25 protein-coding genes and 1 other RNA gene are annotated in these 23483 nt (G+C 38.1%); 23 read left to right on the top strand and 3 right to left on the bottom strand.

Annotated elements, in window-relative coordinates:
* Nucleotides 1-6 precede the first annotated feature (6 nt).
* From ABE41_RS11605 to ABE41_RS11595, 3 genes are all read left to right on the top strand, one after another.
* On the top strand, nt 7-546 hold the full coding sequence (locus ABE41_RS11605; protein WP_066290349.1) for a hypothetical protein: 540 nt from the start codon (nt 7-9) through the stop codon (nt 544-546).
* A 5-nt stretch (nt 547-551) separates the two neighbouring features.
* Nucleotides 552-1775 carry a DEAD/DEAH box helicase gene (locus ABE41_RS11600; protein WP_437435475.1) on the top strand — a complete coding sequence of 408 codons (1224 nt, stop codon included), beginning with the start codon at nt 552-554 and terminating at the stop codon, nt 1773-1775.
* A gap of 97 nt (nt 1776-1872) precedes the next feature.
* Complete coding sequence (locus tag ABE41_RS11595) at nt 1873-2169, top strand: YciI family protein (protein ID WP_066290345.1); 297 nt, start codon at nt 1873-1875, stop codon at nt 2167-2169.
* Between the two features lie 223 nt (nt 2170-2392).
* Here ABE41_RS11595 and ABE41_RS11590 read toward each other — a convergent pair whose 3' ends face one another.
* Nucleotides 2393-3163: a LysM peptidoglycan-binding domain-containing protein gene (locus tag ABE41_RS11590; RefSeq protein ID WP_066290343.1), complete on the bottom strand. Its 771-nt coding sequence runs from the start codon at nt 3161-3163 to the stop codon at nt 2393-2395.
* Between the two features lie 194 nt (nt 3164-3357).
* Here ABE41_RS11590 and ABE41_RS11585 point away from each other — a divergent pair, with 194 nt between their 5' ends.
* From ABE41_RS11585 to ABE41_RS11545, 8 genes are all read left to right on the top strand, one after another.
* Nucleotides 3358-3846: an ankyrin repeat domain-containing protein gene (locus tag ABE41_RS11585; protein WP_066290341.1), complete on the top strand. Its 489-nt coding sequence runs from the start codon at nt 3358-3360 to the stop codon at nt 3844-3846.
* Between the two features lie 85 nt (nt 3847-3931).
* Nucleotides 3932-4849 (top strand): oxygen-dependent tRNA uridine(34) hydroxylase TrhO, encoded by a 918-nt coding sequence (trhO, locus tag ABE41_RS11580; protein ID WP_066290339.1) that lies wholly within the window; start codon nt 3932-3934, stop codon nt 4847-4849.
* A 65-nt stretch (nt 4850-4914) separates the two neighbouring features.
* The gene (locus ABE41_RS11575) at nt 4915-5547 is read left to right on the top strand and encodes a phosphatase PAP2 family protein (RefSeq protein WP_066290333.1); all 633 of its coding nucleotides are present in this window, start codon (nt 4915-4917) and stop codon (nt 5545-5547) included.
* Between the two features lie 63 nt (nt 5548-5610).
* Complete coding sequence (locus tag ABE41_RS11570; RefSeq protein WP_066290330.1) at nt 5611-5799, top strand: hypothetical protein; 189 nt, start codon at nt 5611-5613, stop codon at nt 5797-5799.
* A 130-nt stretch (nt 5800-5929) separates the two neighbouring features.
* Nucleotides 5930-6118 carry an alpha/beta-type small acid-soluble spore protein gene (locus tag ABE41_RS11565; RefSeq protein ID WP_066290324.1) on the top strand — a complete coding sequence of 63 codons (189 nt, stop codon included), beginning with the start codon at nt 5930-5932 and terminating at the stop codon, nt 6116-6118.
* A gap of 120 nt (nt 6119-6238) precedes the next feature.
* Nucleotides 6239-7401 (top strand): IS3 family transposase gene (locus ABE41_RS20685; protein ID WP_156774220.1). Its coding sequence is split into 2 segments (ribosomal slippage): nt 6239-6515 and nt 6515-7401, totalling 1164 coding nucleotides; the frame shifts between segments, so codons are not numbered across the junction.
* Nucleotides 7402-7564: 163 nt separating this feature from the next.
* On the top strand, nt 7565-8347 hold the full coding sequence (locus tag ABE41_RS11550; RefSeq protein ID WP_066290322.1) for a metalloregulator ArsR/SmtB family transcription factor: 783 nt from the start codon (nt 7565-7567) through the stop codon (nt 8345-8347).
* 9 nt (nt 8348-8356) lie between these two features.
* Nucleotides 8357-8806: an SRPBCC family protein gene (locus ABE41_RS11545; RefSeq protein WP_066290320.1), complete on the top strand. Its 450-nt coding sequence runs from the start codon at nt 8357-8359 to the stop codon at nt 8804-8806.
* Nucleotides 8807-8823: 17 nt separating this feature from the next.
* On the opposite strand, the gene ABE41_RS11540 is transcribed toward ABE41_RS11545, so the two are convergent.
* Nucleotides 8824-10104: an aminotransferase class I/II-fold pyridoxal phosphate-dependent enzyme gene (locus ABE41_RS11540; protein WP_066290317.1), complete on the bottom strand. Its 1281-nt coding sequence runs from the start codon at nt 10102-10104 to the stop codon at nt 8824-8826.
* Between the two features lie 184 nt (nt 10105-10288).
* Between ABE41_RS11540 and kynA the strand changes: the two genes are divergently transcribed.
* The 4 genes from kynA to ABE41_RS11520 all read left to right on the top strand — a co-directional run bounded on the left by kynA (nt 10289) and on the right by ABE41_RS11520 (nt 13532).
* A complete protein-coding gene (gene kynA, locus ABE41_RS11535) occupies nt 10289-11137 on the top strand; it encodes a tryptophan 2,3-dioxygenase (protein WP_066290315.1) in 849 nt (282 codons plus the stop codon).
* Between the two features lie 97 nt (nt 11138-11234).
* Nucleotides 11235-12038 carry a DNA-formamidopyrimidine glycosylase gene (gene mutM, locus ABE41_RS11530; protein WP_066290314.1) on the top strand — a complete coding sequence of 268 codons (804 nt, stop codon included), beginning with the start codon at nt 11235-11237 and terminating at the stop codon, nt 12036-12038.
* 68 nt (nt 12039-12106) lie between these two features.
* A complete protein-coding gene (locus ABE41_RS11525; protein WP_066290311.1) occupies nt 12107-12760 on the top strand; it encodes an ABC transporter ATP-binding protein in 654 nt (217 codons plus the stop codon).
* Entirely contained in the window at nt 12744-13532 is a 789-nt protein-coding gene (locus ABE41_RS11520) for an ABC transporter permease (protein WP_066290308.1), read from the top strand. Before ABE41_RS11525 ends, ABE41_RS11520 begins: the two co-directional genes overlap by 17 nt.
* A gap of 437 nt (nt 13533-13969) precedes the next feature.
* On the opposite strand, the gene ABE41_RS11515 is transcribed toward ABE41_RS11520, so the two are convergent.
* Nucleotides 13970-14395: a VOC family protein gene (locus ABE41_RS11515; protein WP_066290307.1), complete on the bottom strand. Its 426-nt coding sequence runs from the start codon at nt 14393-14395 to the stop codon at nt 13970-13972.
* 192 nt (nt 14396-14587) lie between these two features.
* Here ABE41_RS11515 and ABE41_RS11510 point away from each other — a divergent pair, with 192 nt between their 5' ends.
* The 8 genes from ABE41_RS11510 to ABE41_RS11475 all read left to right on the top strand — a co-directional run bounded on the left by ABE41_RS11510 (nt 14588) and on the right by ABE41_RS11475 (nt 23448).
* Nucleotides 14588-16870 carry a DEAD/DEAH box helicase gene (locus ABE41_RS11510; RefSeq protein WP_066290305.1) on the top strand — a complete coding sequence of 761 codons (2283 nt, stop codon included), beginning with the start codon at nt 14588-14590 and terminating at the stop codon, nt 16868-16870.
* A complete protein-coding gene (locus ABE41_RS11505; protein ID WP_066290303.1) occupies nt 16854-18119 on the top strand; it encodes a ribonuclease H-like domain-containing protein in 1266 nt (421 codons plus the stop codon). The genes ABE41_RS11510 and ABE41_RS11505 overlap by 17 nt, the downstream gene beginning before the upstream one ends.
* A 413-nt stretch (nt 18120-18532) precedes the next feature.
* Entirely contained in the window at nt 18533-19093 is a 561-nt protein-coding gene (locus ABE41_RS11500; RefSeq protein WP_066290299.1) for an SLOG family protein, read from the top strand.
* Between the two features lie 80 nt (nt 19094-19173).
* Nucleotides 19174-19485, top strand: a complete 312-nt coding sequence (gene gpsB / locus ABE41_RS11495; RefSeq protein ID WP_066290298.1) for a cell division regulator GpsB — start codon at nt 19174-19176, stop codon at nt 19483-19485.
* 76 nt (nt 19486-19561) lie between these two features.
* An RNA gene (rnpB, locus tag ABE41_RS11490) (RNase P RNA component class B) lies at nt 19562-19968 on the top strand.
* Nucleotides 19969-20092: 124 nt separating this feature from the next.
* Nucleotides 20093-21241 carry a THUMP domain-containing class I SAM-dependent RNA methyltransferase gene (locus ABE41_RS11485; protein WP_066290295.1) on the top strand — a complete coding sequence of 383 codons (1149 nt, stop codon included), beginning with the start codon at nt 20093-20095 and terminating at the stop codon, nt 21239-21241.
* A gap of 411 nt (nt 21242-21652) precedes the next feature.
* Entirely contained in the window at nt 21653-21832 is a 180-nt protein-coding gene (locus tag ABE41_RS11480) for a hypothetical protein (protein WP_066290293.1), read from the top strand.
* A 95-nt stretch (nt 21833-21927) separates the two neighbouring features.
* Nucleotides 21928-23448 (top strand): carboxypeptidase M32, encoded by a 1521-nt coding sequence (locus tag ABE41_RS11475; protein WP_066290292.1) that lies wholly within the window; start codon nt 21928-21930, stop codon nt 23446-23448.
* Nucleotides 23449-23483: the final 35 nt, after the last annotated feature.

The raw sequence follows: 23483 nt of genomic DNA, 5'->3' as shown, positions 1-23483 counted from the left end.
AGCAAGATGTATCATCCATCGGTTTATGATAATCTAAAGGTTGTGCTTGAAGGTGCCGTATATGATTTAGATTTTGCTGGCGCGATAGAAATTGTAGATCGAAGAGATTTAGTGGATCTTGCCGTTATCGGCAGAAGCTATTCAATTGATTTTATTGTTTCAGGAATCAGTCAGTCTTTTAAAGGAAATCTTACTTTAAATACAAACCTTGAAAATTACGCAACTGAAAAACTAAAAGATAATCCTGAAGGGGCTGGCAGCAAGGTTTCCATATTTATAGAAACGCCTGTTTATGAAATTGAAACAGATTGCAAACAGCTTCAATCCATTTTAAAAAAATGGTCAGAAGGTGATTTAAAAGGAGATATTCAGCAAAAACTTACCTATATATATGGAGAATCAAGAAACGTATTCAGCAACACGATCTCCATCCATTTACAGAAGCCTTTTTCTGAAGAAGAACCTGAACGTTTTTCACTAGTACTTGAACAGGTTATCGCATCAATGAAAGAAATGAATGAATATTTTAAGGGGTATAAAAAATGACACAACTGATACATAGTTTTCCGGAATTTATCCAAAACGCGTGGAATAAAAGCGGATTCACTTCACTAACTGACATTCAGGAACGCGCTATTCCAAATTTATTAGAGAATAAAGACATCGTTATTGAGTCCCCGACTGGAACGGGCAAAACTCTTGCATATGCTTTGCCTGCACTTGCAAAGCTAGATCCAGAAACAAAAAATGTACAAGTAGTATTTCTTGCACCAACTAGAGAACTTGCCATGCAGATTTATGAAGTTTGCCAAAAGTTTACCGAAAACAGCGGGCTCAGCGGAGCTTCTCTAATTGGAGGAGCAAATATGCAGAGGCAGCTTGATAAATTGAAGAAAAAGCCTCAATATATCGTTGGGACACCAGGGCGAGTAAAAGAATTGATACAAAACAAAAAACTGAAGGTGCATGAAGTTAAAACGATTGTCATTGATGAAGCGGATCATATTATTGAAGCTGGTTTTAACGGGGATGTCGAACAAGTAATAGGTGCCACATTAAAAGATCGACAGCTCGTATTTGTATCTGCAACAATTAATAAAAAGACAGAAGATTGGTCTAATAAATTAGCAGTAGAACCTTCAATAATTAAAGTGGAAAAACAAGAAACAGCAAACCAGGTGACCCATTCGTTCATGGTATCCGAGTACCGTGATAAGGTGGATAATCTTCGAAAGCTGATTCGCCATACACCTGGCATCAAAGCGATTGTTTTTATCAACAGTTCCATGAAAATGGATGAATTCGCTTCAAAACTTGAATACAAAAAGATTAAACTTGGTGTTCTGGCAGGTAACTCTACAAAACAAGAGAGACAAAAAGTATTAAATGATTTTAAACGAGGGAAAATTCCAGTACTTTTAACAACGGATGTTGCGACACGCGGTCTGGATATACCTGATGTAACACATGTTGTACATCTTGAGCTTCCTGAAGACGTTAAGCAATATGTTCACCGTTCAGGAAGAACCGGCAGAATGGGGAAGGAAGGAATGGTTGTCTCACTCGTAACAAAAGCTGAATTGTCATCTGTAAAGAAATGGACTGCGAATATAGATGTGCCCCTGCAAAAGCAGCTCCTAGAAAGAGGCAATGTCGTTATAGAAGATATTCAAAAAAATACGTTTAAGAAACAGTCACCTCAGAAAAACGGGGTGCCAGCGAATAAAAAGCCTTTTTCAGATAAGAAGAAAAGAGATTCAAAAGACAGCAGATAAATCTAAAAGTTTTTATTTTTGGGATCTTTTATATGGATATTTTAAAAAGGAATTAAGGGTTTAATAAGAGAATTTCCCTTATAAAGGGGAGATTATTTTGGAAACCAGAGAGTTTTTATATCAGATAAAACCGATTCGATCAGATTTTATGGAAAATCAGTCGCAAGAAGAAAAAAATGCATTAGAAGCTCATTTTTTCTACCTTCAAAATCTTTTGCAAGAAGATAAGCTCGTACTGGCAGGTCCATGTCTAGATGCATCTTTCGGCGTTGTGATTTTGCAAAATGTAGATAATGAAGAAGCGAACAGAATCATGGTTAACGATCCAGCTATTGTAAACGAGATAATGACAGGAGAATTATTTCCGTTTCGTATTTCGCTTCTGAAAAAATAAGGTTCTTTTCTAAAAGATTGTTGCTTTGCTTTGAATCAATTAAGTGTGAGACCCCGCAGGCGCCATGCGCCGAGGAGGCTCACCGCCCGCCCCGCGGAAAACGAACATCCTGGAGTGGAAATCAACCGCTTCTAATAGCAACAAAGTTTGCGAAAAAGGTTTATTTAAAAAGCATACAGCCAGAAGCTGCATGCTTTTTTCGTGGAAATCGTCTGGAAGATCTTTATTTTTTGAAAAGCTGTACCCAAGCTCCTTGATAATAAGCAACTCCAATAGAATCATAATTTGTGCTTAAAATGTTTTGTCTATGACCCGGGCTATTCATCCAATCGTTCATAACAGCTTGTGGTGAAGTCTGTCCTTTTGCGATGTTTTCACCTGCTGCAGTGTAATTGATACCAAAGCTGCGCATCATGTCAAAAGGTGACCCGTAAGTTGGTGAATTGTGGTCGAAATAATTCTTAGCAATCATGTCTTTTGCTTTTGCCAAAGCAACATTGCTTAATTCAGCATCAAGTGTTAATGGGGCAAGGCCTGCTTTTTGCCGCTCTTGATTCACCAATTGTGAAACTTGAGTTGCGTATGCACCAACAGAAGATTGAGCTGGAGCAGGAGCGGCAGGTTTTTGTGCAGCAGAAGCTGGCAAATCTAAAACTTGTCCAGGGTAAACCCAGTTGATTTGTCGTACTTGCGGGTTTGCCTGTTGGATTGCCCATAGACTAACATTTGACGCCGAAGCGATTTTATATAATGTGTCTCCAGTTTTTACTGTATATTGTTTTGAAGACGATGGAACATAAAGAGTTTGTCCAGCATAAATCGATGAACTTTTTAATAGGTTCATTCCAATTACGTTGTTCAAACTTACATTTTTATCTTGAGAGATACTCCAAAGAGTATCGTTCTGCTGAACCGTATATGGTGTTGCTGCATATGTTGCAGACCCCATTAAAAGAAAAGCTGAAATACTTAAAGAAGCAATTTTTAAACGCATAATATCCCCCGATATCCCAGTTCCTCCAACGAATCCCACTAATTAAATATTCACACAATGAAAGCGCTCAAACAACTGGGAATGGCAGAGAATTTTTGTAAATAAATGTATCTATGCTGGCAGTTTCGTTCTTTTTAAAGGAATTCCATGTCGAATTGTTGAAGTAAGTTAAAAAAATGTAAAGGGATGATGTTATGAGTTTGCATAAAGCAGCTATGGAAGGAAATGTTTACGAATTACAAGCGCAATTAAACGATAAGAATACCGATGTGAATCAGATTCAAGATGGATGGTCACCGCTTCATCTAGCCGCCCATTTCGGAAATACTGAAGCAGCAGCACTCTTGCTTCAAAATGGAGCAAATATACATATTAAATCAGGAAATGAGATGGCTAACACACCGCTTCACGCGGCAGCTGCAAATAAGAATAACCGTAAAGAAATGATGAGTATGCTGCTTTCTCATGGAGCTGATATTAATGGAAAACAAAGCGGGGGATGGACCGTGCTGCATCAAGCTGCTCACAATAATGATCCTGAAATGATTCTTTTCTACTTAGAACAAGGAGCAGATCCTTATTCAGCAAAAGAAGATGGAAGAACAGCCTTAGAATTGGCCGAAGATGAACAACTCCATGAAGCCGCTTCAGTATTGCGAAACTATACACTTAATAAAATCTAAAATACAGGGCAGCCTGTATTTTTCTTTTTTTAATAATTTGTTATTATAAGAAAGGAGTTTTTAAGAAACAGAAGTAGGTGGAATTATGCAATATCGAGTTTTGCTGTATTACAAATATGTAACCATAGATGATCCGGAATCTTTTAAAGAAGAGCATCTTGCCTATTGTAAGGAACTTGGTTTAATAGGGCGCATCCTAGTTGCCCGTGAAGGAATAAATGGAACGGTTTCCGGAACGATTGAACAGACCCAAAAATATATGGATGATATGAAAAATGATTCTAGATTTGCAGATACGGTTTTCAAAATAGAAACTTCAGAAACTCATGCTTTTAAAAAAATGAAAGTAAGAGTGAGACCTGAACTAGTACATTTAAGTCTTGAGGATGATGTGAATCCAAATGAAACTACAGGTAAGCACCTTTCACCAAAAGAATGGCTTGTAGCTATGGAGCAAGAAGACGTAGTAATCCTGGATGCACGTAATACGTATGAATATGATCTTGGACATTTCAAAAATGCGATCAGGCCTGATGTGGAAACATTTAGAGAACTTCCACAATGGGTGAGGGAAAACTTTAGTCAGTTTAAAGATAAGAAAGTACTAACGTATTGTACAGGTGGAATCCGCTGTGAAAAGTTCTCTGGTTTTCTTTTAAAAGAGGGATTTAAGGATGTTTCTCAGCTAGAAGGCGGAATAATCAGCTATGGCCATGACGAAGAGGCAAAAGGTAAGCTCTGGGATGGGAAATGCTATGTCTTTGATGAACGAATCTCAGTTCCAGTAAATCGAAGCGGAGAAGAAACGGTTGTGGGCAGATGCTATCATTGCGGAAATCCTGAAGAACGTTATGTGAAATGCGGAAACCCTGAATGTAATGCACACCTATTAATGTGTGAGGACTGTGAAAAGGAACATAAACGATCATGCAGCAAGGAATGTCTTGAACATCCCTGGAATCGCTATATAAAAGAACAAGAACGAGAAAGCTCTCCGAACTAGGAGGGCTTTTTTTCTCCTATTTTTTGTTATATAACGTAAAATAAGTATTAGGGGGAATGAAGAATATGAAAAAGTATAATCTTTTACTAAGTGTCTGTTTGATGTGTTTTTTATTATTTGTATTTTATGACACTCGGATAGTAAGTGCATTCGATGATGCAGCAAGAGAATTTATTCTAAGTATGAGAAACGATACTTTAACTGAACTGGTTACCGCATTTACATATGTTGGAGATGCCAAAGTATTAGCGGCACTATGCATCTTTGGTGTTATTGGTTTATTTCTTTTTAGAAAATGGCTGAGCGGCATTCTTCTGCTTGCAAGTATAGGATTATCCTATGGTTTGAATCTGGTATTAAAGAACGTATTTGAAAGGGAACGTCCATTAGGGAATCGTTTATTAGAAGAGGATGGGTTTAGTTTCCCAAGCGGGAACGCTATGGTAGGAACATCCTTCTATTTATTTTCAGCTTTCTTGCTCTATCAAAAATACCAAAAACCATGGATTCTTTGGATCGGTGCAATTCTTCCATTTTTCTTGAGCGTAAGCCGCGTCTATGCTGGAGTACACTATCCATCCGATATACTTGCAGGATTCAGCATTGGAATAGCTTTTTGTGTTTGTTTAACAGTTTTATACAAATCATTAAATGGTAAATCTACAGAGATACAAAACAATAAGAATACTTATTTATAGATTTTCATTTGTTCTGCTTTTTTGATATAATAAGTCGTAATGTTTACGAGAGGGTGCAAAGAGATGCTGCCAATTGTGTTTCCTGAAAACAAACTTGAGTATATCCCAGCTTTTATAACGCTTGCTATCTTTACAATATTCGCGTGGCGAACAGTTGTATTTTTTAAAAAACATTCTGCAAAAGAATTAAAAAGAGCTCAATTAGTAGAAGAAGATTTACTTAGCAAAGAGACGCAAAACAAGGACTTATAATGAGTTCTTGTTTTTTTTTGAAAAAATTTATATTTCTATGAATAGGTTTTCAAAATTGACCCATACTACCTTTAACGGAAAAACATCTCTGCTTTTCCGTACATATTATCTCCCAAAGGAGGGAAATCGCATGGCACGTAACCAAAGCAACCAAATCGTAGTTCCTGGAGCACAAGGAGCTCTTGATGCAATGAAGCAAGAGATCGCTGCTGAGTTCGGAGTACATCTTGGACCAGACACAACTTCTCGTGCAAACGGATCTGTTGGTGGCGAAATCACTAAGCGTCTTGTAGCACAAGCGTTAGGCGGACTTCGTTAATCCAGCAACCTCCTTGTAAGAAAAAACCCGGGATTCTAGACTAACCTAGATAAATGGGACACAATAAAACACCTTCGAAATGATACACTTATTAAAAGTGATAATCGGAGGTGTTTTTGCGTGGGCAAAAACGTTTATTCAAAAGAAACAAAGTGGGCTGTAGTTAAGGATAAAATGAGTGGCCAATTTACGAATGAAGAAATCATGAATAAGTATGACATTAAAAATGTTTCTCAAATAAAAACATGGATGAAATGGTATCGGGAAAATCAAGTACATCGGTTTAATCAGCCAATAGGCAAGCAATACTCTTATGGTCAAGGGCCTGATTCAGCTAGTGAAGAGGAAAAGAAAGAACGTCAATTCAATCACTATAAACAGGAGAATGAGATTTTAAAAAAGTATTTGGAGATCGAAAAGGAGCTGAAAAAGAAGTAGTTCTCCGTTTAGTAAAAAGATTACGAAAAAAGTACACAGTTACGGCTGTTCTATGCGCTTTAAACGTTCCAAGATCCACATACTATCGTTGGTTGTCTGCTCCATCTGATGAACTGTCTAAATCAGAGCAGGCCATTATCTCCCTTTGTGAACAGACTAACTATCGTTATGGTCATCGTAAAATTAAGAATTTACTAAAGCGTCGACATCAAATTAGTTTGAATCGAAATTCTGTTCAACGTATTATGCAAAAGCATCATCTACAGTGCCGTGTAAAACCAAAGCGCAAGTGGAAATCTCAAGGGGAATCAATCATTGTCGCACCAAACATTTTACAGCGAGATTTTTCAGCAACTTTGCCTAATCAAAAATGGGTAACAGATATAACGTATATTCAGTATGGTTCAACCACATTGTACTTATCAACCATAATGGATTTATTTAATAATCAAATTGTGGCTTACAAGCTCTATACCCATCAACAAACCCCTCTTGTGGCAGATACGTTAAAAGCAGCTTTGGAATCACGAGGGAACCCCAAAGGGGTCATTATTCACTCTGATCAAGGAAGTGTGTATACATCCTATACGTATCAACATTTAGTAAACGAAAGAAAATTGATTAGCAGTATGTCCAGAAGGGGAAATTGTTGGGATAATGCGGTTATCGAGTCCTTCCATTCAAATCTAAAATCTGAAGGATTTCAGTATGTGAAGTTTAATTCTATGTCGATGGATAAAATCAGGGAACAAGTAGATCAATACATGAAGTATTATAATGAAGAACGTATCCAAGAAAAATTAGGCTACCACACCCCAATTGAATTTGGTAGTATGGCAGCCTAAAGGGTGTTTTATTATTGTCTCAAATGACTAGGTCAGTCTATTCGTCCCGGGTTTTTATTTTTTGTAGACAACTTATATTTATAATGTTACCATTTAGTCACACATTAAATGTTACCAATTTGGCACATATAAGTTAAAAGCAAAGAGGGTGGTAATTAGCGAAATGGTTAACCAAGATCTCGTAGATGTCTTTAAAGCATTATCTCATCCAATTCGTATTGATATTTTGGACGATTTAAAGAAGCAGCCACTTTCCACAGGTGAGATAACTGAAAAGTATGATGTTTCGAGATATGCAATCATGAAACATCTTAATGTTCTTGTAGATGCTAACCTCGTACTTATTAGACGAAAAGGAAGGGTGCGCCTCAACTATTTAAATGTAATCCCGCTGCAGAAGCTTTATAACAGGTGGGTCAGTAAATATGAGGCACCACTTGCCCAAGGATTGATGCAGCTAAAAAACTTAGTGGAAGAAAGGGAAGAGGAGAAAATGGAACAAACAACTGAAAGAAAAGTAGACTCATTCGAGATCGAGCAGGAGATTGTTATACAGGCAGCAAAAGAAACGGTATTTAAAGCCTTGACGCAAGACATAAACAGCTGGTGGAAGTTTAGACTTGGAGAAGAAAGCTCAACTTTAATCTTTGAACCCCAATTGAATGGCCGCTTTTACGAAGACTGGGGTAATGGTGAGGGTGCCTTATGGGGAACAGTAACTTATTTTAAAGAGAATGAGGAAATTCGTTTAAATGGACTGTTGGGTATGAGTGGTGCTGTTAACAGCTTTTATTCTTATAAGTTATCGGAGGATGATAACAAGACTGTTCTTCAACTGACACACCATGCCGCAGGAATTCTTGAACCACATTGGGAAGAAGCTCATCGGCATGGCTGGAATGAACTTCTTTTTGTTCATTTAAAGAATTTTATAGAAAAGAAATAAGGTGCAGAAATGGTAAATGTCTTTACAGAAATAATTATTAATAGCCCTCATGAAAAGGTAGCTCAGTATGCAGCGAATCCTGATCATGCTCCAGATTGGTATGTGAACATCAAAACTGCAGAATGGCAAACCGATAAAACACTACAAGCAGGTTCAAAAATAGCATTCATAGCAGAGTTTTTAGGAAGAAGATTGGAGTATGTATACGAGATTGCAGTTTATATTCCAGGGCAAAAACTCGTTATGAAAACGGCTGATGGGCCGTTTCCAATGGAAACGATCTATACTTGGGAATCTATCAATGAAAATCAAACACGAATGACTTTACGGAATAAAGGAGTTCCATCAGGTTTTTCTAAAATATTTGTTCCATTTATGTCTTTAATGATGAAAAAAGCTAATAAAAAAGACTTAATAAAAATAAAAGAAATTCTGGAAAAACAAAAGCTTGAGAACTGAACTCAAGCTTTTTTCCTTTAATTATTTGCATATATTCTGTCGACTGCACTTAGATTAACATTCAGTTTCAATCCTTGTTCATCGCGTAACCTCTTAAAAATCTGAAGAGTTGTGTCAATTTGTTCGTCTGTATGGCTTGCAGTCGGTATAATGCGGAACATGAACAATCCTCTTGGGATTACCGGATACATAACAGCTTGTAGAAACAAGCCGTTATCCCTTAAGTATCTAACCCAATGAAGTCCTATTTGAAGATCTCCCCCAGGAACATAAACAGAAATAATAGGGGAAGGAGTATCTGCAACAAAATAACCTAATTCTCTTAAACCGTTTGAAAGCTTTTGTGATACTTGAAAAAGTCTATGACGGCGGTCATGACCTGACGAAACAAGCTCTAATGTTTTCCGAAGACTTTTTACATAAACCATCGGCAAACTTTTTGCGAAAATTTGTGTTCTTGCATTGTAGTGAATCCAATCCACAACTTCCTTGCTTGCAGCTGAAACACCGCCAATAGCAGTAAAGGCTTTTGCAAAAGTAGATAAGTATATATCCACTCTGTCCTGAACTCCAAAATGCTCACCAACACCTTTTCCACTCGGCCCCATTACTCCGAATCCATGTGCATCATCGACAAAAAGACGGGCATCATACTTTTCTTTCAGGTCACAGATCGCATCAAGTTTTACGATGTCGCCAGTCATCCCATACACACCTTCTGTTAGTATCAGTACACCGCCTTTACGGTTCTTATTTACTGACTTTAATAATTTTTCAAGACTGTTCATGTCGTTATGCCGGAAAACACGAAGGTTCCGCGGGTCGCTGACCGCGAGTTTTGCTGCGTCTATAATAGAAGCATGACAAAGCTTATCCATAATTACGATATCATCTTTGCCAACAAGTGACGCAATCGTGCCGATAATGCCTAAATAACCAAAGTTAAAAAGGATAGAAGACTCTTTTTCAGCAAAAGAAGCGAGTTCCTCTTCAAGAAGTACATGCTCCCGCGTGTTGCCGCTAACCATGCGGCAGCCCATCGGACCACTCACACCCCATTCTTTGGCTGTTTCCACTGCTATTTTCTTTATATCTTCGTTTTCTGCCAACCCTAGATAATTGTTAGTAGCCCACATGATTTTGTCCTGTCCATTAAATGACATCACTGTTCCAGGAACAGAATCTAAAACTGGCGATACAAAATACTGATCTTCTGAAACCCGGAAATCCCCGAAATAGCCTTCATTTGTTTTACATTTATCAAAGATATCAATGTACTTCGTTTGAATCTGTGTCATATGAAACCTCCTATACGATTATTTGAATGTTTGTCTATTTCGGTAAAATTTTACAATTACCTTCAAAGTTCGATTTAAAAATTTTTGAGGTTTGTCATTTTTAAGAAATGCTAAAAGAAATTCAAAATTTCATGTATAATGAAAGCGTTAACAAAGTTTTTATGTCCTATGGGGAGTGGATCAAATGACAGAACAGAAAAAATTGGACAGTAAAGAAACTGAAAAAGGGATTTATACTGACTTTATTAATCAGATGACTTATGGAGAATATCTTCAGCTTGATCAAATCTTATCAAGTCAAAAAAGGCTTTCTGGGCACCATGACGAGATGCTGTTTATTATCATTCACCAGGTAAGTGAACTTTGGATGAAATTAATCTTACATGAAACAAGATCAGCTATTTCATCAATAGAAAACGGTAATCTGCATTCAGCATTTAAGATGCTTGCTCGCGTATCAAAGATTCAGTCTCAGATCATTGAATCGTGGGATGTTCTTTCAACACTTACTCCAGCAGAATATATGGAGTTCCGCGACAAACTTGGACAAGCATCTGGTTTCCAATCTTATCAATATCGCATGATTGAATTTGCTCTTGGTTATAAAACGCCTCATATTTTAGAAATCTATAAAAAAGATGCAGATCTGCATGAACAGCTGACAGCTGCTCTTCATACACCTAGTCTTTATGATGTATCAATTCATGCGCTTGCTAAAGCAGGACTCTATATTGATAAAGAAATGTTAAACCGTGATGTAACGAAACGTTATGAGTACAATAATTCCGTTGAAGCAGCTTGGCTTGAAGTCTATAAAAATGTTGAAAAGTATTGGGATCTATATGAGCTTGCAGAGAAGCTAGTAGACATTGAAGACTGGCTTCAGCAGTGGCGATTCCGTCATATGAAAACAGTTGAGCGAATTATCGGATTTAAAGTAGGAACAGGCGGATCATCTGGTGTAAACTACTTGAAAAAAGTATTAGATCAGCGTTTCTTCCCTGAGCTTTGGGATTTAAGAACAAGCATATAAGGTATAAAAGGATGGCTAACGCGGCTGTCCTTTTTTTGTACATAAAAATATAACCAGGCTAAATAATAAGGAAAGGAACCTTAAGGAGCTACTAATTATGCCAGAACTGCCAGAGATGGAAACATATCGAATACTGTTAAGTCACAACATTATTAATAAAACCATTACTGACGTGGAGATTAATAGAGATAAATCAATTAATAAGCATGTAAAAGATTTCACTTCCCACGTTCAAGGGAAGACGATAACCCGAATCAATAGAAGAGCAAAGCATCTTATTTTTGAGTTGAGCTCAGGACAGAACCTTTTGTTGCACTTAATGCTTGGAGGATGGATGTTTTTAGGGAATGTAAGCAATGCGCCTGACCGGACAAAACAAGTGATTTTATCCTTTGGTGATCTTAAGCTTTATTTCATTGGATTGAGGCTGGGGTATCTTCATCTTTTATCGAACGAGGAATTAGGAGAGACACTTGCTGATCTTGGACCTGAACCATTTGATTTAAGTGCAGAAGATTTTGAAAAGATGATCAGCAAGAAAAAAGGAGCACTAAAGCCATTACTAGTAAATCAAAAATTTATTGCAGGTATCGGTAACTGCTATTCAGATGAGATTTGTTATGAAGCAAACCTTAATCCCTTTGAAAAAGCAAATGACCTATCAGAGGAACAAACAAAATCATTGTATGGTGCAATCAAACCAGTATTAACAAAGGCAATTGAGCTGGGGGGCTATATGGACAACCCGATGTACGAAGGTGATAAGAAAACAGGAGGGTATAATGATAATCGCCTTGTTTACGAAAGGGAAGGGCAAAATTGCTTCCGATGCGGAACTGAAATTGAAAGGGTAGAAAGTTCGGCAATTAAGTCATTCTATTGTCCTAAATGCCAAAGATAATGTTATGTATTGCTTTTATGAGGGAAAGTAAAAGATTGATTCTTTATACACGATTAGGAGAGTTTCGTTTGTACAAATTAACAAATATTAAAATAAACGAACTGATAAAAATTGACAATCTTACTATTCCCGAACAGTCTATAACTTGTATTCTAGGTCACAGCGGCAGCGGGAAATCCACCTTGCTGAAAGTATTAAATAACATGATTACCCCAGATGAAGGACAGATAGCTTACAAAAAACAATCAATTTCTGATTTAGATCCTATTCAATTAAGGAGGAAATCAGTTATGGTACCACAAACCCCCGTAATATTTGAAGGGACTATTAAAGACAATTTAGCGATAGGTTCAACATTCTCAGAAAAAGAGCATCCAAGTATAGATGAAATGAATAGCATCCTGGAAGAGTTTAAATTAATTAAGGATCTAAATGAAAATGCAATAAATCTTTCTGGAGGAGAAAAACAGCGATTAGCTATAGCGAGGGCAATCCTTATGAATCCAGAGGTGTTATTGCTCGATGAACCTACTTCTGCATTGGATGAGGAAACGGCAGAGGTTGTGGTACAAAAAATATTGGAGTATGTAAAAGACAAAAATCTTTCACTCATTTTTGTTACTCATAATAAAGAATTGGCAGCACAAGTTGCAGATTATACGATAGATCTTATGGAATTCAGTTTGAAAAGGGAGAAGACAACTAATGAAGGAAATCATTGATTTTTCGTTTTGGCAGCTCCTTGCAGCATACGTTTTTGTTTTGATTTTGATATTGATTGTTAAGATTAAAAGAATTCCAAGAGAAAAAGAAATATTGTTAGCGACTGTCCGGATGACAATTCAGCTTATTTTAGCGGGCTATATATTAGTATACCTTTTTGAGAATACGCACCCTCTATTAACCCTATTATCCATTTGCATTATGCAAGTATTTGCTATATACAATGTATATAAGCGATCGAACACAAGGATTAATCTTAAGATGAAAAAAATAATTGCGCTGTCTATGACGCTAGGTATATTTTTTAGTCTATTTTATTTTATTTTTATCGTAATAAACGTATCTCCATGGTATGAACCACGTTATTTTATACCGATCGCTGGAATGATTATTGGGAATTCAATGACAGGCATCACATTAGGTGTGAATAACCTGATTACGGGTATGAAATCACATCGGGAGGAAGTTGAAGGAGCTTTAATGCTGGGAGCAACACCAAAAGTGGCTTCAAAAAAGGTTACAAATCAAGCTTTTGATGCAGCTATGATTCCCACTATAAATTCTATGGTTGGTATGGGGATTGTTTTTTTGCCGGGCTTGATGACAGGTCAGATTTTATCAGGGACCTCACCTATCGTTGCGATAGAATACCAAATAGCTGTCATATTAGGTATCGTAGGAAGCGTTTCACTCTCAGTAATTCTATTTTTGCATTTAGGATATAAACAGTTTTTCAACGATAGAAGCCAATTGATTCAAGATTATGATTAAAAAGGAGCTGTCACAAAAGTAAGATAAACTATCTTTTGGCAGCCCCAATTTTTTATTTTTACAGCTATCTCATCGAGTTGCTTTCAGGTCATTTTGTAAATCCTCTTCATTGACAGTTGATTAGAGGGTAAGATGAGAGACTCCTGCGTGCCAACTACCTGAATATACTTCTTGCAAGGCATGCGACGAGGAACACGCTTCGTCAGGCTTAACTTGTAGACGCAGGAGCACACAAACTTCCTTGAAGGTGAGACACAACAGGCGCAAAGCGACAAGGTGGCTCACCGCACGCCCCGCGGAAAGCGAGCATCTGAAATGGAAATCAACCACTTTCAAGAGCAACAATGCGAAAACAGCCTAATAAAAAGAGTCATGACCCCCAAAAGTTTTTATACTTTTGAGTCGTCCCCCCTTAATAATAAGAGTTACAAATGCTCTTAGAAACTTTCCCCATTATCATAATTTAATTGCCAATGAATGCCGAACTTATCTGTAACTTGTCCATAAAGTTTGCTCCAGAACGTCTCTTGTAGTTCCATCACAACATTTCCATCTTCTTTTAAGCCTTCGTATATCGATTTTATTTGCTCGATGTCTTTATTAACAATGGCAAGAGTTACGTTGTTTCCTTCTACAAACGGCATGCCTGGAAATGTATCAGAAAACATTACATTGCTGCCATCAATATTTAAACGGGTGTGCATAACTAAATCTTTAGCCTCTTCCGGAAGTTCGTAATTTGGGTTTGGCGGTGCTTCACCAAACGTCATAATCTGAGGTTTTTCTGTCTTAAATACTTCTGCGTAAAATTCTACAGCTTCACGGCAATTTCCATTGAAATTAAGGTAAACATCTACTGACATTTTTTTCACTCCCATTTACATTTTTATTCGTCTAGTCAATTATATTCTATCATTGAAAAGTACAATATTTCCATAAGTCAATTTTAATGCAATTTTAAAAAGGAAAAAACAAGACAGGACTCAGACAATCTGGTTAAGTCCTTGTTTCATTACGAACAAATATTCGTTAAAATAGAAAGTGAGGTGAGAACCATGTTTCGAAAAAAATCCATTCAACAAGTTATGGATGTTTTGCGTGAGCCTGACATATCCAAACAAATTGTGCATTGGAAGACGATAGAACCACGGGAAGCGGTATATGTCCCAATTCCGGAAACTTTACATCCAAATATTCAATCAGCTCTTAAAAAAAGAGGGATTTCTTCATTGTATATACATCAGCTGTCAGGGTATGAGACAGCACTCCGGCAAGAAAGCTTTGTCGCAGTTACACCAACGGCCTCTGGTAAAACGCTTTGTTATAATCTACCTGTATTACAAGAGGTCGCAAACAATCCAGAAGCAAGAGCTCTATATCTTTTTCCGACAAAAGCACTTGCTCAAGATCAGAAGGCAGAAATCAATGAACTGATTGATGAGATGGAATTAGATATTAAAAGCTATACGTATGACGGAGATACTCCTGCTAATATTCGTCAAGTCGTGAGGAAAGCTGGGAACATCGTCATGACGAATCCAGATATGCTTCATGCAGCTGTTTTGCCTCATCATACAAAATGGGTAGCCTTATTCGAGAACTTAAAGTATGTGGTTATCGATGAGCTTCATACATACCGGGGGGTTTTTGGAAGTCATGTAGCTAATGTCATTCGACGTTTAAAACGAATCTGTAAGTTTTACGGAAGTGACCCTGTTTTTATCTGTACGTCAGCAACAATCGCTAATCCAAAGGAGCTTGCTGAACAGCTTACCGGAAATCCTATGACGTTAATTAACAATAATGGTGCGCCAGCGGGGAGAAAACATTTTTTATTCTATAATCCACCAGTTGTTAATAAGCCGCTCAATGTGAGGAGAAATGCTACACTTGAAGCCCGTAATTTGGCTAAGCTCTTTTTAGAGAATCACATTCAGACAATCGTTTTCGCGAGAAGCCGGGTAAGAGTAGAAATACTGCTTACTTACCTGCAGGAATTGGTAAAAAAAGAATTTGGCACCAAATCAATACAAGGATATCGAGGTGGCTATCTCCCTAAACAGCGCCGTGCTATTGAAAAAGGTCTCCGAAACGGAGATATTATGGGTGTTGTTTCAACAAATGCCCTTGAACTTGGTGTAGATATCGGCCAGCTTCATGCTTGTATTTTAACAGGTTATCCTGGCTCGATCGCAAGCGCGTGGCAGCAGGCAGGACGAGCTGGCAGACGGCAGGATGAGAGTGTTGTCATCATGGTTGCATCCTCATCGCCGCTTGATCAATATGTCATACAGAATCCTGATTACTTTTTCGAGCGTTCACCTGAATCTGCCCGCATGAATCCCGACAATTTGATCATATTAGTTGATCACTTAAAATGCGCAGCTTATGAACTGCCTTTTCAGGAAAACGAAAAGTTCGGGAATCAGGAAATAGAAGATGTGCTTGAATTTTTAGTTGAAGAACAAGTGCTTCATAAGAGAGGAAAGCATTTTTACTGGATGAATGATTCGTTTCCGGCGCACAACATTAGCTTGCGTTCAGCGTCCCAGGAAAACGTTATTATTATTGATCAAACAAATGTGGCAGATGTGAAAGTTATTGGTGAAATGGATCGTTTTAGTTCTATGACTCTTTTACATGAAGAAGCCATTTATCTTCATCAAGGAACTCAATATCAAGTTGAAAAGCTCGATTATGAGGAAAAGAAGGCTTATGTACGTGAAGTAGATGTCGATTATTTTACTGATGCTAACCTTGCCGTTTCGCTGAATGTTTTAGAGGTCGATAAAGAAACGAAGAATGACCAAAACGCAAAAGCGTATGGCGATGTCATGGTTGTCGCAAAAGCGACGATTTTTAAAAAAATCAAATTTGAAACACATGATAACATCGGTTCAGGTCCAATTCATTTACCTGAAGAAGAACTTCATACATCAGCAACATGGCTTACTTTTCAAAATGAAAATCTTTCTGAGGAAAAATTAGAAGCTGGTTTATTGGGTATTGCACATGTATTGCGTCACGTTGCTCCTCTTTTTGTAATGTGTGATGCAAATGACTTACATGTTGTTCCTCAGGTAAAAGCCGTTCATAACCAGCAGCCTACTATTTTTATTTATGACCGTTATCCAGGCGGGATCGGTTTAAGTGAAAAGGTATATGGATCTTGGAACACCGTTTTAGATCAAGCTCTGTCCATGATTGAAAAATGTCCTTGCGAAATGGGATGTCCATCTTGTACCGGAACACTAGAAGAAGGCAGCAACAGTAAAGCATTAGCTGTAAAATTAATTGCTCAAATTAAAGGAGTGCCGCATCATGTCGATTCAAAATAAATTGAAACGACTAAAAAAGCATATGGTCAATTCTGTTTCGACAGAGGTCTTTCCTCCTCAATCGACAACTGAAAAGGAAAAAGGCAAAATCATTGATCATGCGGGATATTGGGAGAAGTTCGGTGCAACTCCTTACTTTTTTGAGGATGATTATTGCATCATTCGGAAAGTAGAATACCCGCTTGATCATATGTGGGGAAGGTACCGGTTCTCGGATGTTAAGGACGCTGTAATAAGGTGGCAGGATATTAAGACGGCTCATCCGCTAAACGCTAAAGACTTGGATGCGTCTCAGCTTCTTTTCTTCGATACGGAAACGACAGGTTTGAGCGGCGGGGCAGGTAATACAATCTTTATGCTCGGTATGAGCCAGATAAAAGAGGATCATGTACTTGTCAATCAATTTTTCCTCCCTGGTCCAGGTTCTGAAGTGGCACTGTATCATTACTTTTTAAATCATGTAAAAGAGCTTCGGAACTTAGTGACCTATAACGGAAAATCGTTTGATTGGCCCCAGGTAAGAACAAGGCATACATTAATTCGTGATTATGTTCCTTCTTTGCCGGAGTTTGGCCATTTTGACCTTTTGCACGGAGCGAGAAGGCTTTGGAAAGAATCATTGCCAGCTGTGAAATTATCAGTAGTGGAAAAAGAAATCCTGGGAGTCAACAGAATACATGATACCCCTGGCTACTTGGCTCCTATGCTTTATTTCCAATATTGCAATGAGGGAGATCCTTCTTTACTGGAGGGAGTCTTCCGGCATAATGAGTGGGATGTGCTTTCTTTAATCACGCTTTATACTCATATGTCCAGCCTCGTTCACGGAAAGGGTATTCGAACGGAAAGAGAAACATTTGAAGCTGCACGTTGGTTTGAAGCGTTAAATGAACATGATCGAGCTATTGCTTTTTATAGTGAAGTGCTAGAAACTGGAACAACACTTCAATATCAATCAAAGAAATCACTCGCTTCTCTATACAAAAAACAAAATCAAATAGATATTTCTGTTCGTTTTTGGCAGGAATTGATCCGAGAAAATAACCTGGATGAAGAACCGGCAATTGAACTTTCTAAGTACTATGAACATGCACAAAAAGATTATGAAAAAGCATTAGATTTTGCTATTCAGGCTTTTACGATCTGGAAGGGTAAAAAAAGGCTGGTTAAGAGGAAAGAAGAACAGGAAAAACAGGCGTTTGCAAAAAGAATCGAACGATTGGAGCAGCGGATCATCCAATATTCGTAAAAATTCGTCAAATTTATGAATTTATTCAAAATATCTCTTCTCAACCGCTCGTGTTTTTTGTAGAATAAGAGAGGACATGAAAATGTTTTTGGAAAAATAAATTTCCCCTCTTTTTTTATTCCCCGGGTAAGCGCAAAAAACGCCACAATACCTGAAATTTCATCATGTTTTTCGTCAATAATCTGTACATTTCGATTGTTTTCGCAAAATAACCGTAAATAGAAGAGGGAAATGATATATTTTAGGCATGGAGAGATGGTAAGTGAAGCAGTGGATTGTTGTTCTATTTTTTGTAATCGTCGGGTTAACAGTCATGATTGGCAATCAAATCAGTCATACAACACAAAACTTTTAATGGGAAAGCCCGGCTATAGAAAGAGCCGGGTGTTTTTCATTAACAGGGGGTTTTTCAAATGCTTCAAACGCTGCTGGTCAGTGGTTATAAAGCCCATGAACTTGGTATTTTTAGTGACAATCACGAAGGGGTATACTACATAAAGAAAGCACTGCAGCAAAGGATTACTTCCCTAATCGATGAGGGGCTAGAATGGGTAATAATCAGCGGTCAGCCTGGGGTGGAGATGTGGACCGCCGATGTTGTCTTTGATTTGCAGCCAGAATATCCTGATCTAAAATTAGCTGTCCTTACTCCTTTTTTAGAGCAGGAAACTCGCTGGAAAGAAAATGTGCAGGAAAAATATCAAGAAATTCTCTTGAATGCAGATTTTGTGGATTCAGTCAGCCGTAAACCCTATGAGAGTCCACAGCAATTGAGGGTGAAAAATCAGTTTCTCGTCCAAAAAAGCGATGCGATTTTACTACTTTACGACGAAGAAAAGGATGGCTCACCGAAGTATTATTTGGATGCCGCCAAGCAAAAGCAGGAAATGGACAATTCATACGAAATATTTTATATTACCCCTTATGATTTGGATATGCTTGTCCAGGAAGAACAATGGAATCGTAACGAGTAAAAGGTTTAAAGAGAAAGAAATTGACATTTACGTCATGTAGTGAAAAAATAATTTTAGAATCTTTGTGTGAGGTGATTCACATGAGTGAACAGCGTTTTCATTTAACGGCAAAAGAAATATTAGAAAAAGACTTTAAACAAGGCTTTCGTGGCTACGATCAGGATGAAGTGGATAAGTTCTTAGATTTAATCATTAAAGACTATGAGAACTTTCAAAAAGAGTACGATGCAATCGTGCAAGAAAATAACCGCTTGCGTCGCGAAGCTCAAAATTCATCTGATCAGCCGACTCGACGAATGCCTGCAGTAACTTCAAGCACGACAAACTCAGATATTCTTCAGCGTTTGTCTAACTTGGAAAAACATGTTTTTGGCAGCAAATTATACGATTGATTCCAGTTTTTATCCATTTGTTTTTATCAATTCAGCATGCTATAATGAATCTTGCTTTTAAAAAACTAAATCAATAACGTTCGGGTAATCGCTGGACCAGATTTCTGGTTTAGAGGAAAGTCCATGCTCGCACGGATCTGAGATGACCGTAATGATCGTGCCTGGCCAAAAAATAAGCCAGGGTAGCTTGGTTTGCTCTATGAGCTTACTGGGCTAACGGCAGGGAACGCACCTAAGTCCTTTGGATATGGTGTTAATACCTTGAAAGTGCCACAGTGACGTAGTCCCAATGGAAACTGCGGGAGTGGAACGAGGTAAACCCCACGAGCGAGAAACCCAAATTATGGTAGGGGAGTTTCCCATTTCGGAATTGAACGAATGGGAGAACAAGAAGCTAAGGCTTTTTGTAGATAGATGATTACCACCGGTGTACGAGGCGAATAGCCGCTTGCAGTACTAAGGAACAGAACATGGCTTACAGAACGTTATTGGTACCTAATTAAAGCTGAATGAGGGCCCCGCTTACGGGGCTTTTTCTATTTACATAAAAAAGAACAGGGTATACTTATGATAGACGATTAAACGCAAGAATAAGGGAGTTGCGAATATGACTAAATTAAGACTGATTGCAACGGCTGCAATGGGACTTGAAGCCCTAGTAGCGAATGAAGTACGGGCGTTAGGTTTTGAAAATGTACAAGTAGAAAACGGAAAAGTCTATTTTGATGGCGATGAAAAAGCACTTGTGAAAGCTAATTTATGGTTAAGAACGGCTGACCGCGTAAAGCTTGTGGTCGGAGAATTCAAAGCGGAAACGTTTGATGAACTATTCGAAAAAACAAAAGCTCTTCCATGGTCAGATTATATTCCGGAAGACGGAGAATTTCCTGTTATCGGCCGTTCTGTAAAATCAAAGCTTTTTTCAGTTTCTGACTGTCAGGCGATCGTAAAAAAAGCAGTAGTAGATAACTTAAAAACCGAGTATAACCGTAAAACCTGGTTCCCAGAGGACGGAGCTTTGTATCGTATTGAAGTAGCTATTCATAAAGATATTGCAACACTGACAATTGATACGAGCGGAACAGGTCTTCATAAGCGCGGCTATCGCGAATTGCATTCAGGTGCTCCGATTAAAGAAACAATGGCTGCTGCTCTTATCATGCTAACAAACTGGACACCTGATAAACCATTTGCAGATCCTTTCTGCGGTTCAGGTACTCTCCCAATTGAAGCGGCTATGATTGGACAAAACATTGCTCCTGGTCTTAATCGCGAATTTGCTTCAGAAAAATGGGATTGGATTGATAAAAAAGTATGGTATGAAGCAGTCGGAGAAGCACAGGATGTAGCAAAATATGATCTGCCCCTCGATATTCAAGGCTCAGACATTGATCATAAGATGATCGAGCTATCGAAGAACAATGCGATTGAGGCTGGGTTTGAAGGTTTTATCACGTTTAAACAAATGCAGGTACGTGACTTTACTACAAGAAAAGATTACGGGTGCCTCGTAACTAACCCTCCGTACGGTGAACGTTTAGGTGAAAGAGAAGAAGTGGCTCAGATGTACCGCGATCTTGGTGATGCAATGAGACCATATGATACGTGGAGTGTGTATGTTATCACTTCTAATGAAAAGTTTGAAGAGTATTATGGCAGAAGTGCGACTAAGAAACGTAAACTATATAACGGAGATCTGAAAACGGATTATTATCAGTTCTTCGGGAAGAGACCGCCTAGACAGCAGCAAACATAATGCCTTTTCTGTTAGCCCAACTTGTCGACTTTTGTCGCGGAGTGTAAACTCGTGGATAATCGACTGGAATTCGTGGATTGAGGGGTAAAACTCGTGGATTGAAGCGCAAACTTTTTGGATTCATCCTGCAAACTTTCGGATTCCTTTATAAAAATATAAATCACGTAAGGCTAGCTCATGCTGAGCTTTTTATTAAATTTCACAAAAAAAATCACATTATTCTAAGCAATACTCGGGTCGGTGTGAGATTTCGTAAAGGTCCTCTTCATTGTTAAAAAGCGAGTTGCTGATTCCTTTACGAAATGTGCTGACACATTTGAGATATGAATGCTATATACAGTTTAAAGGGGTTTAAATTCAATTCGATCCTGTACATACTATGCGTAAATTCATTTAAGGCAGGTTTTTAGTATGTACACTCATTTTAGTCATTTAAATAGTATCAAAAAGGCATTCCATAGCATATATCCTCATCTAGGGAATCATCATAAAGAAGAAATCCACCAGCTCCTTCATCAATCAATCGGTCATGTGAACAATATCGATCCATCATTTGCTCCGTATGCAGAAATGTTCAAAGAAGATTTTTAATAAAAAAATAAACTGACCAGCAGGACTTTTTTATTGTTTCACGAATTCCTATAGCGGTATGTTTTTTATGAACACGTGAAGGGATGGATTTTATAATGACGCAAACGAAAGTGAATGTTGAAAAAGAATTTTTAGAGTATGTGAAGAAAATGGTGCACGTGAATGAAGCGATCGGTCTTATGTATTGGGACCTTCGTACAGGGGCACCTAAAAAAGGAGTAGAACAGCGCTCTGAAGTAATTGGGACATTATCTTCCGATGTATTTGCGATGTCTACTTCAGATGAAATGAAAAACTTCATAGCAGAACTTTCGAAGCCCGAAGTTCATGATACGCTATCAGACGTAACGAAAAAGACGCTTGAAGAAGTGAAGAAGGATTTTGAGCGCAACGCCAAGATTCCTCCAGCTGAATTCAAAGAATATGTAATTCTGCAATCAAAAGCAGAGAATGTATGGGAAGAAGCGAAAAAAAATTCTGACTTCTCATTATTCCAGCCTTACTTAGAAAAACTTGTAGAATTCAATAAGAAGTTTATTGAATACTGGGGCTATGAAGAAAATAAATACAACACGCTTTTAGATATGTATGAGCCAGGGGTAACGGTTGAAATTTTGGATGAGACTTTCTCAAAACTTCGTGACCGTATCGTGCCGCTTCTACAAAAAGTAACAGAAGCTGGTCAGCCTGAAACGAAATTCTTGTTCGAACATTTTCCGAAAGATAAGCAAAAAGAATTCAGTCTTCATGTACTAAAAGACATGGGCTATGATTTTGATTCTGGCCGCTTGGATGAAACGGTTCATCCGTTTGCGATCGGTCTAAACCCTGGAGATGTGCGTGTAACGACGAAGTACATGGAAAATGATTTCCGTACAGCAGTATTCGGTACAATCCATGAAGGCGGGCATGCTCTTTATGAACAAAATATCTCTGAAGAGCTAGTCGGAACACCTTTATGCTCAGGAACTTCCATGGGGATACATGAATCACAATCATTGTTCTGGGAGAACTTTGTTGGCCGTCACTTCGGATTCTGGAAAAACCATTATTCTACACTAAAGAGTGTTTCCGGTTCACAGTTCCACGGAGTAGAGCTTGAAGATTTCTACCGTTCGATCAACGTTGTAGAACCTTCTCTTATTCGTATTGAAGCTGATGAAATGACATATCCGCTACATGTTATTGTTCGTTATGAGATCGAAAAAGGATTATTTAACGACGAGATTGAAGTAAAGGACCTTCCTCGTATCTGGAACGAGAAAATGCAGGAATATATCGGAGTAACTCCGAAAAATGATGCTGAAGGTGTTCTTCAAGACGTTCACTGGTCAGGCGGAAGCTTTGGATACTTCCCGTCCTATGCATTAGGATACATTTATGCGGCACAGCTTAAAGATGCAATGGTAAAAGATATTCCCGACTTTGATTCTCTTGTTGAATCAGGAAATCTTATTCCGATCAAAGAATGGTTAACAAAAAATGTGCACCAATACGGTAAGATGAAAAAGCCGATCGAAATCCTGAAAGACGTTACAGGTGAAGGGTTGAACCCAGATCATCTCATCGCATACTTTGAGAAGAAGTATAGTGACATCTACCGATTAAACGGATAAATGACTTGGGGAGCCGGCTCTCGTGAACAATTCGA

The sequence above is a fragment of the Fictibacillus arsenicus genome, from assembly GCF_001642935.1.
Taxonomy (GTDB): domain Bacteria; phylum Bacillota; class Bacilli; order Bacillales; family Fictibacillaceae; genus Fictibacillus; species Fictibacillus arsenicus_B.
Note: the sequence above shows the minus strand (reverse complement) of the source record. Positions and strands in the feature narration are given on the sequence as shown.

Bases quoted from the DNA above. Each gene is read 5' to 3' on its own strand.
- ABE41_RS11585 (WP_066290341.1), top strand. From the start codon at position 3,358: ATGAGTTTGCATAAAGCAGCTATGGAAGGAAATGTTTACGAATTACAA.
- gpsB (WP_066290298.1), top strand. From the start codon at position 19,174: ATGAGTGAACAGCGTTTTCATTTAACGGCAAAAGAAATATTAGAAAAA.
- ABE41_RS11550 (WP_066290322.1), top strand. From the start codon at position 7,565: ATGGTTAACCAAGATCTCGTAGATGTCTTTAAAGCATTATCTCATCCA.
- ABE41_RS11575 (WP_066290333.1), top strand. From the start codon at position 4,915: ATGAAAAAGTATAATCTTTTACTAAGTGTCTGTTTGATGTGTTTTTTA.
- ABE41_RS11500 (WP_066290299.1), top strand. From the start codon at position 18,533: ATGCTTCAAACGCTGCTGGTCAGTGGTTATAAAGCCCATGAACTTGGT.
- ABE41_RS11510 (WP_066290305.1), top strand. From the start codon at position 14,588: ATGTTTCGAAAAAAATCCATTCAACAAGTTATGGATGTTTTGCGTGAG.
- ABE41_RS11485 (WP_066290295.1), top strand. From the start codon at position 20,093: ATGACTAAATTAAGACTGATTGCAACGGCTGCAATGGGACTTGAAGCC.
- ABE41_RS11505 (WP_066290303.1), top strand. From the start codon at position 16,854: ATGTCGATTCAAAATAAATTGAAACGACTAAAAAAGCATATGGTCAAT.
- ABE41_RS11540 (WP_066290317.1), bottom strand. From the start codon at position 10,104: ATGACACAGATTCAAACGAAGTACATTGATATCTTTGATAAATGTAAA.
- trhO (WP_066290339.1), top strand. From the start codon at position 3,932: ATGCAATATCGAGTTTTGCTGTATTACAAATATGTAACCATAGATGAT.
- ABE41_RS11590 (WP_066290343.1), bottom strand. From the start codon at position 3,163: ATGCGTTTAAAAATTGCTTCTTTAAGTATTTCAGCTTTTCTTTTAATG.
- ABE41_RS11605 (WP_066290349.1), top strand. From the start codon at position 7: ATGTATCATCCATCGGTTTATGATAATCTAAAGGTTGTGCTTGAAGGT.
- ABE41_RS11570 (WP_066290330.1), top strand. From the start codon at position 5,611: ATGCTGCCAATTGTGTTTCCTGAAAACAAACTTGAGTATATCCCAGCT.
- ABE41_RS11515 (WP_066290307.1), bottom strand. From the start codon at position 14,395: ATGTCAGTAGATGTTTACCTTAATTTCAATGGAAATTGCCGTGAAGCT.
- ABE41_RS11565 (WP_066290324.1), top strand. From the start codon at position 5,930: ATGGCACGTAACCAAAGCAACCAAATCGTAGTTCCTGGAGCACAAGGA.
- ABE41_RS11480 (WP_066290293.1), top strand. From the start codon at position 21,653: ATGTACACTCATTTTAGTCATTTAAATAGTATCAAAAAGGCATTCCAT.
- ABE41_RS11520 (WP_066290308.1), top strand. From the start codon at position 12,744: ATGAAGGAAATCATTGATTTTTCGTTTTGGCAGCTCCTTGCAGCATAC.
- kynA (WP_066290315.1), top strand. From the start codon at position 10,289: ATGACAGAACAGAAAAAATTGGACAGTAAAGAAACTGAAAAAGGGATT.
- mutM (WP_066290314.1), top strand. From the start codon at position 11,235: ATGCCAGAACTGCCAGAGATGGAAACATATCGAATACTGTTAAGTCAC.
- ABE41_RS11475 (WP_066290292.1), top strand. From the start codon at position 21,928: ATGACGCAAACGAAAGTGAATGTTGAAAAAGAATTTTTAGAGTATGTG.
- ABE41_RS11545 (WP_066290320.1), top strand. From the start codon at position 8,357: ATGGTAAATGTCTTTACAGAAATAATTATTAATAGCCCTCATGAAAAG.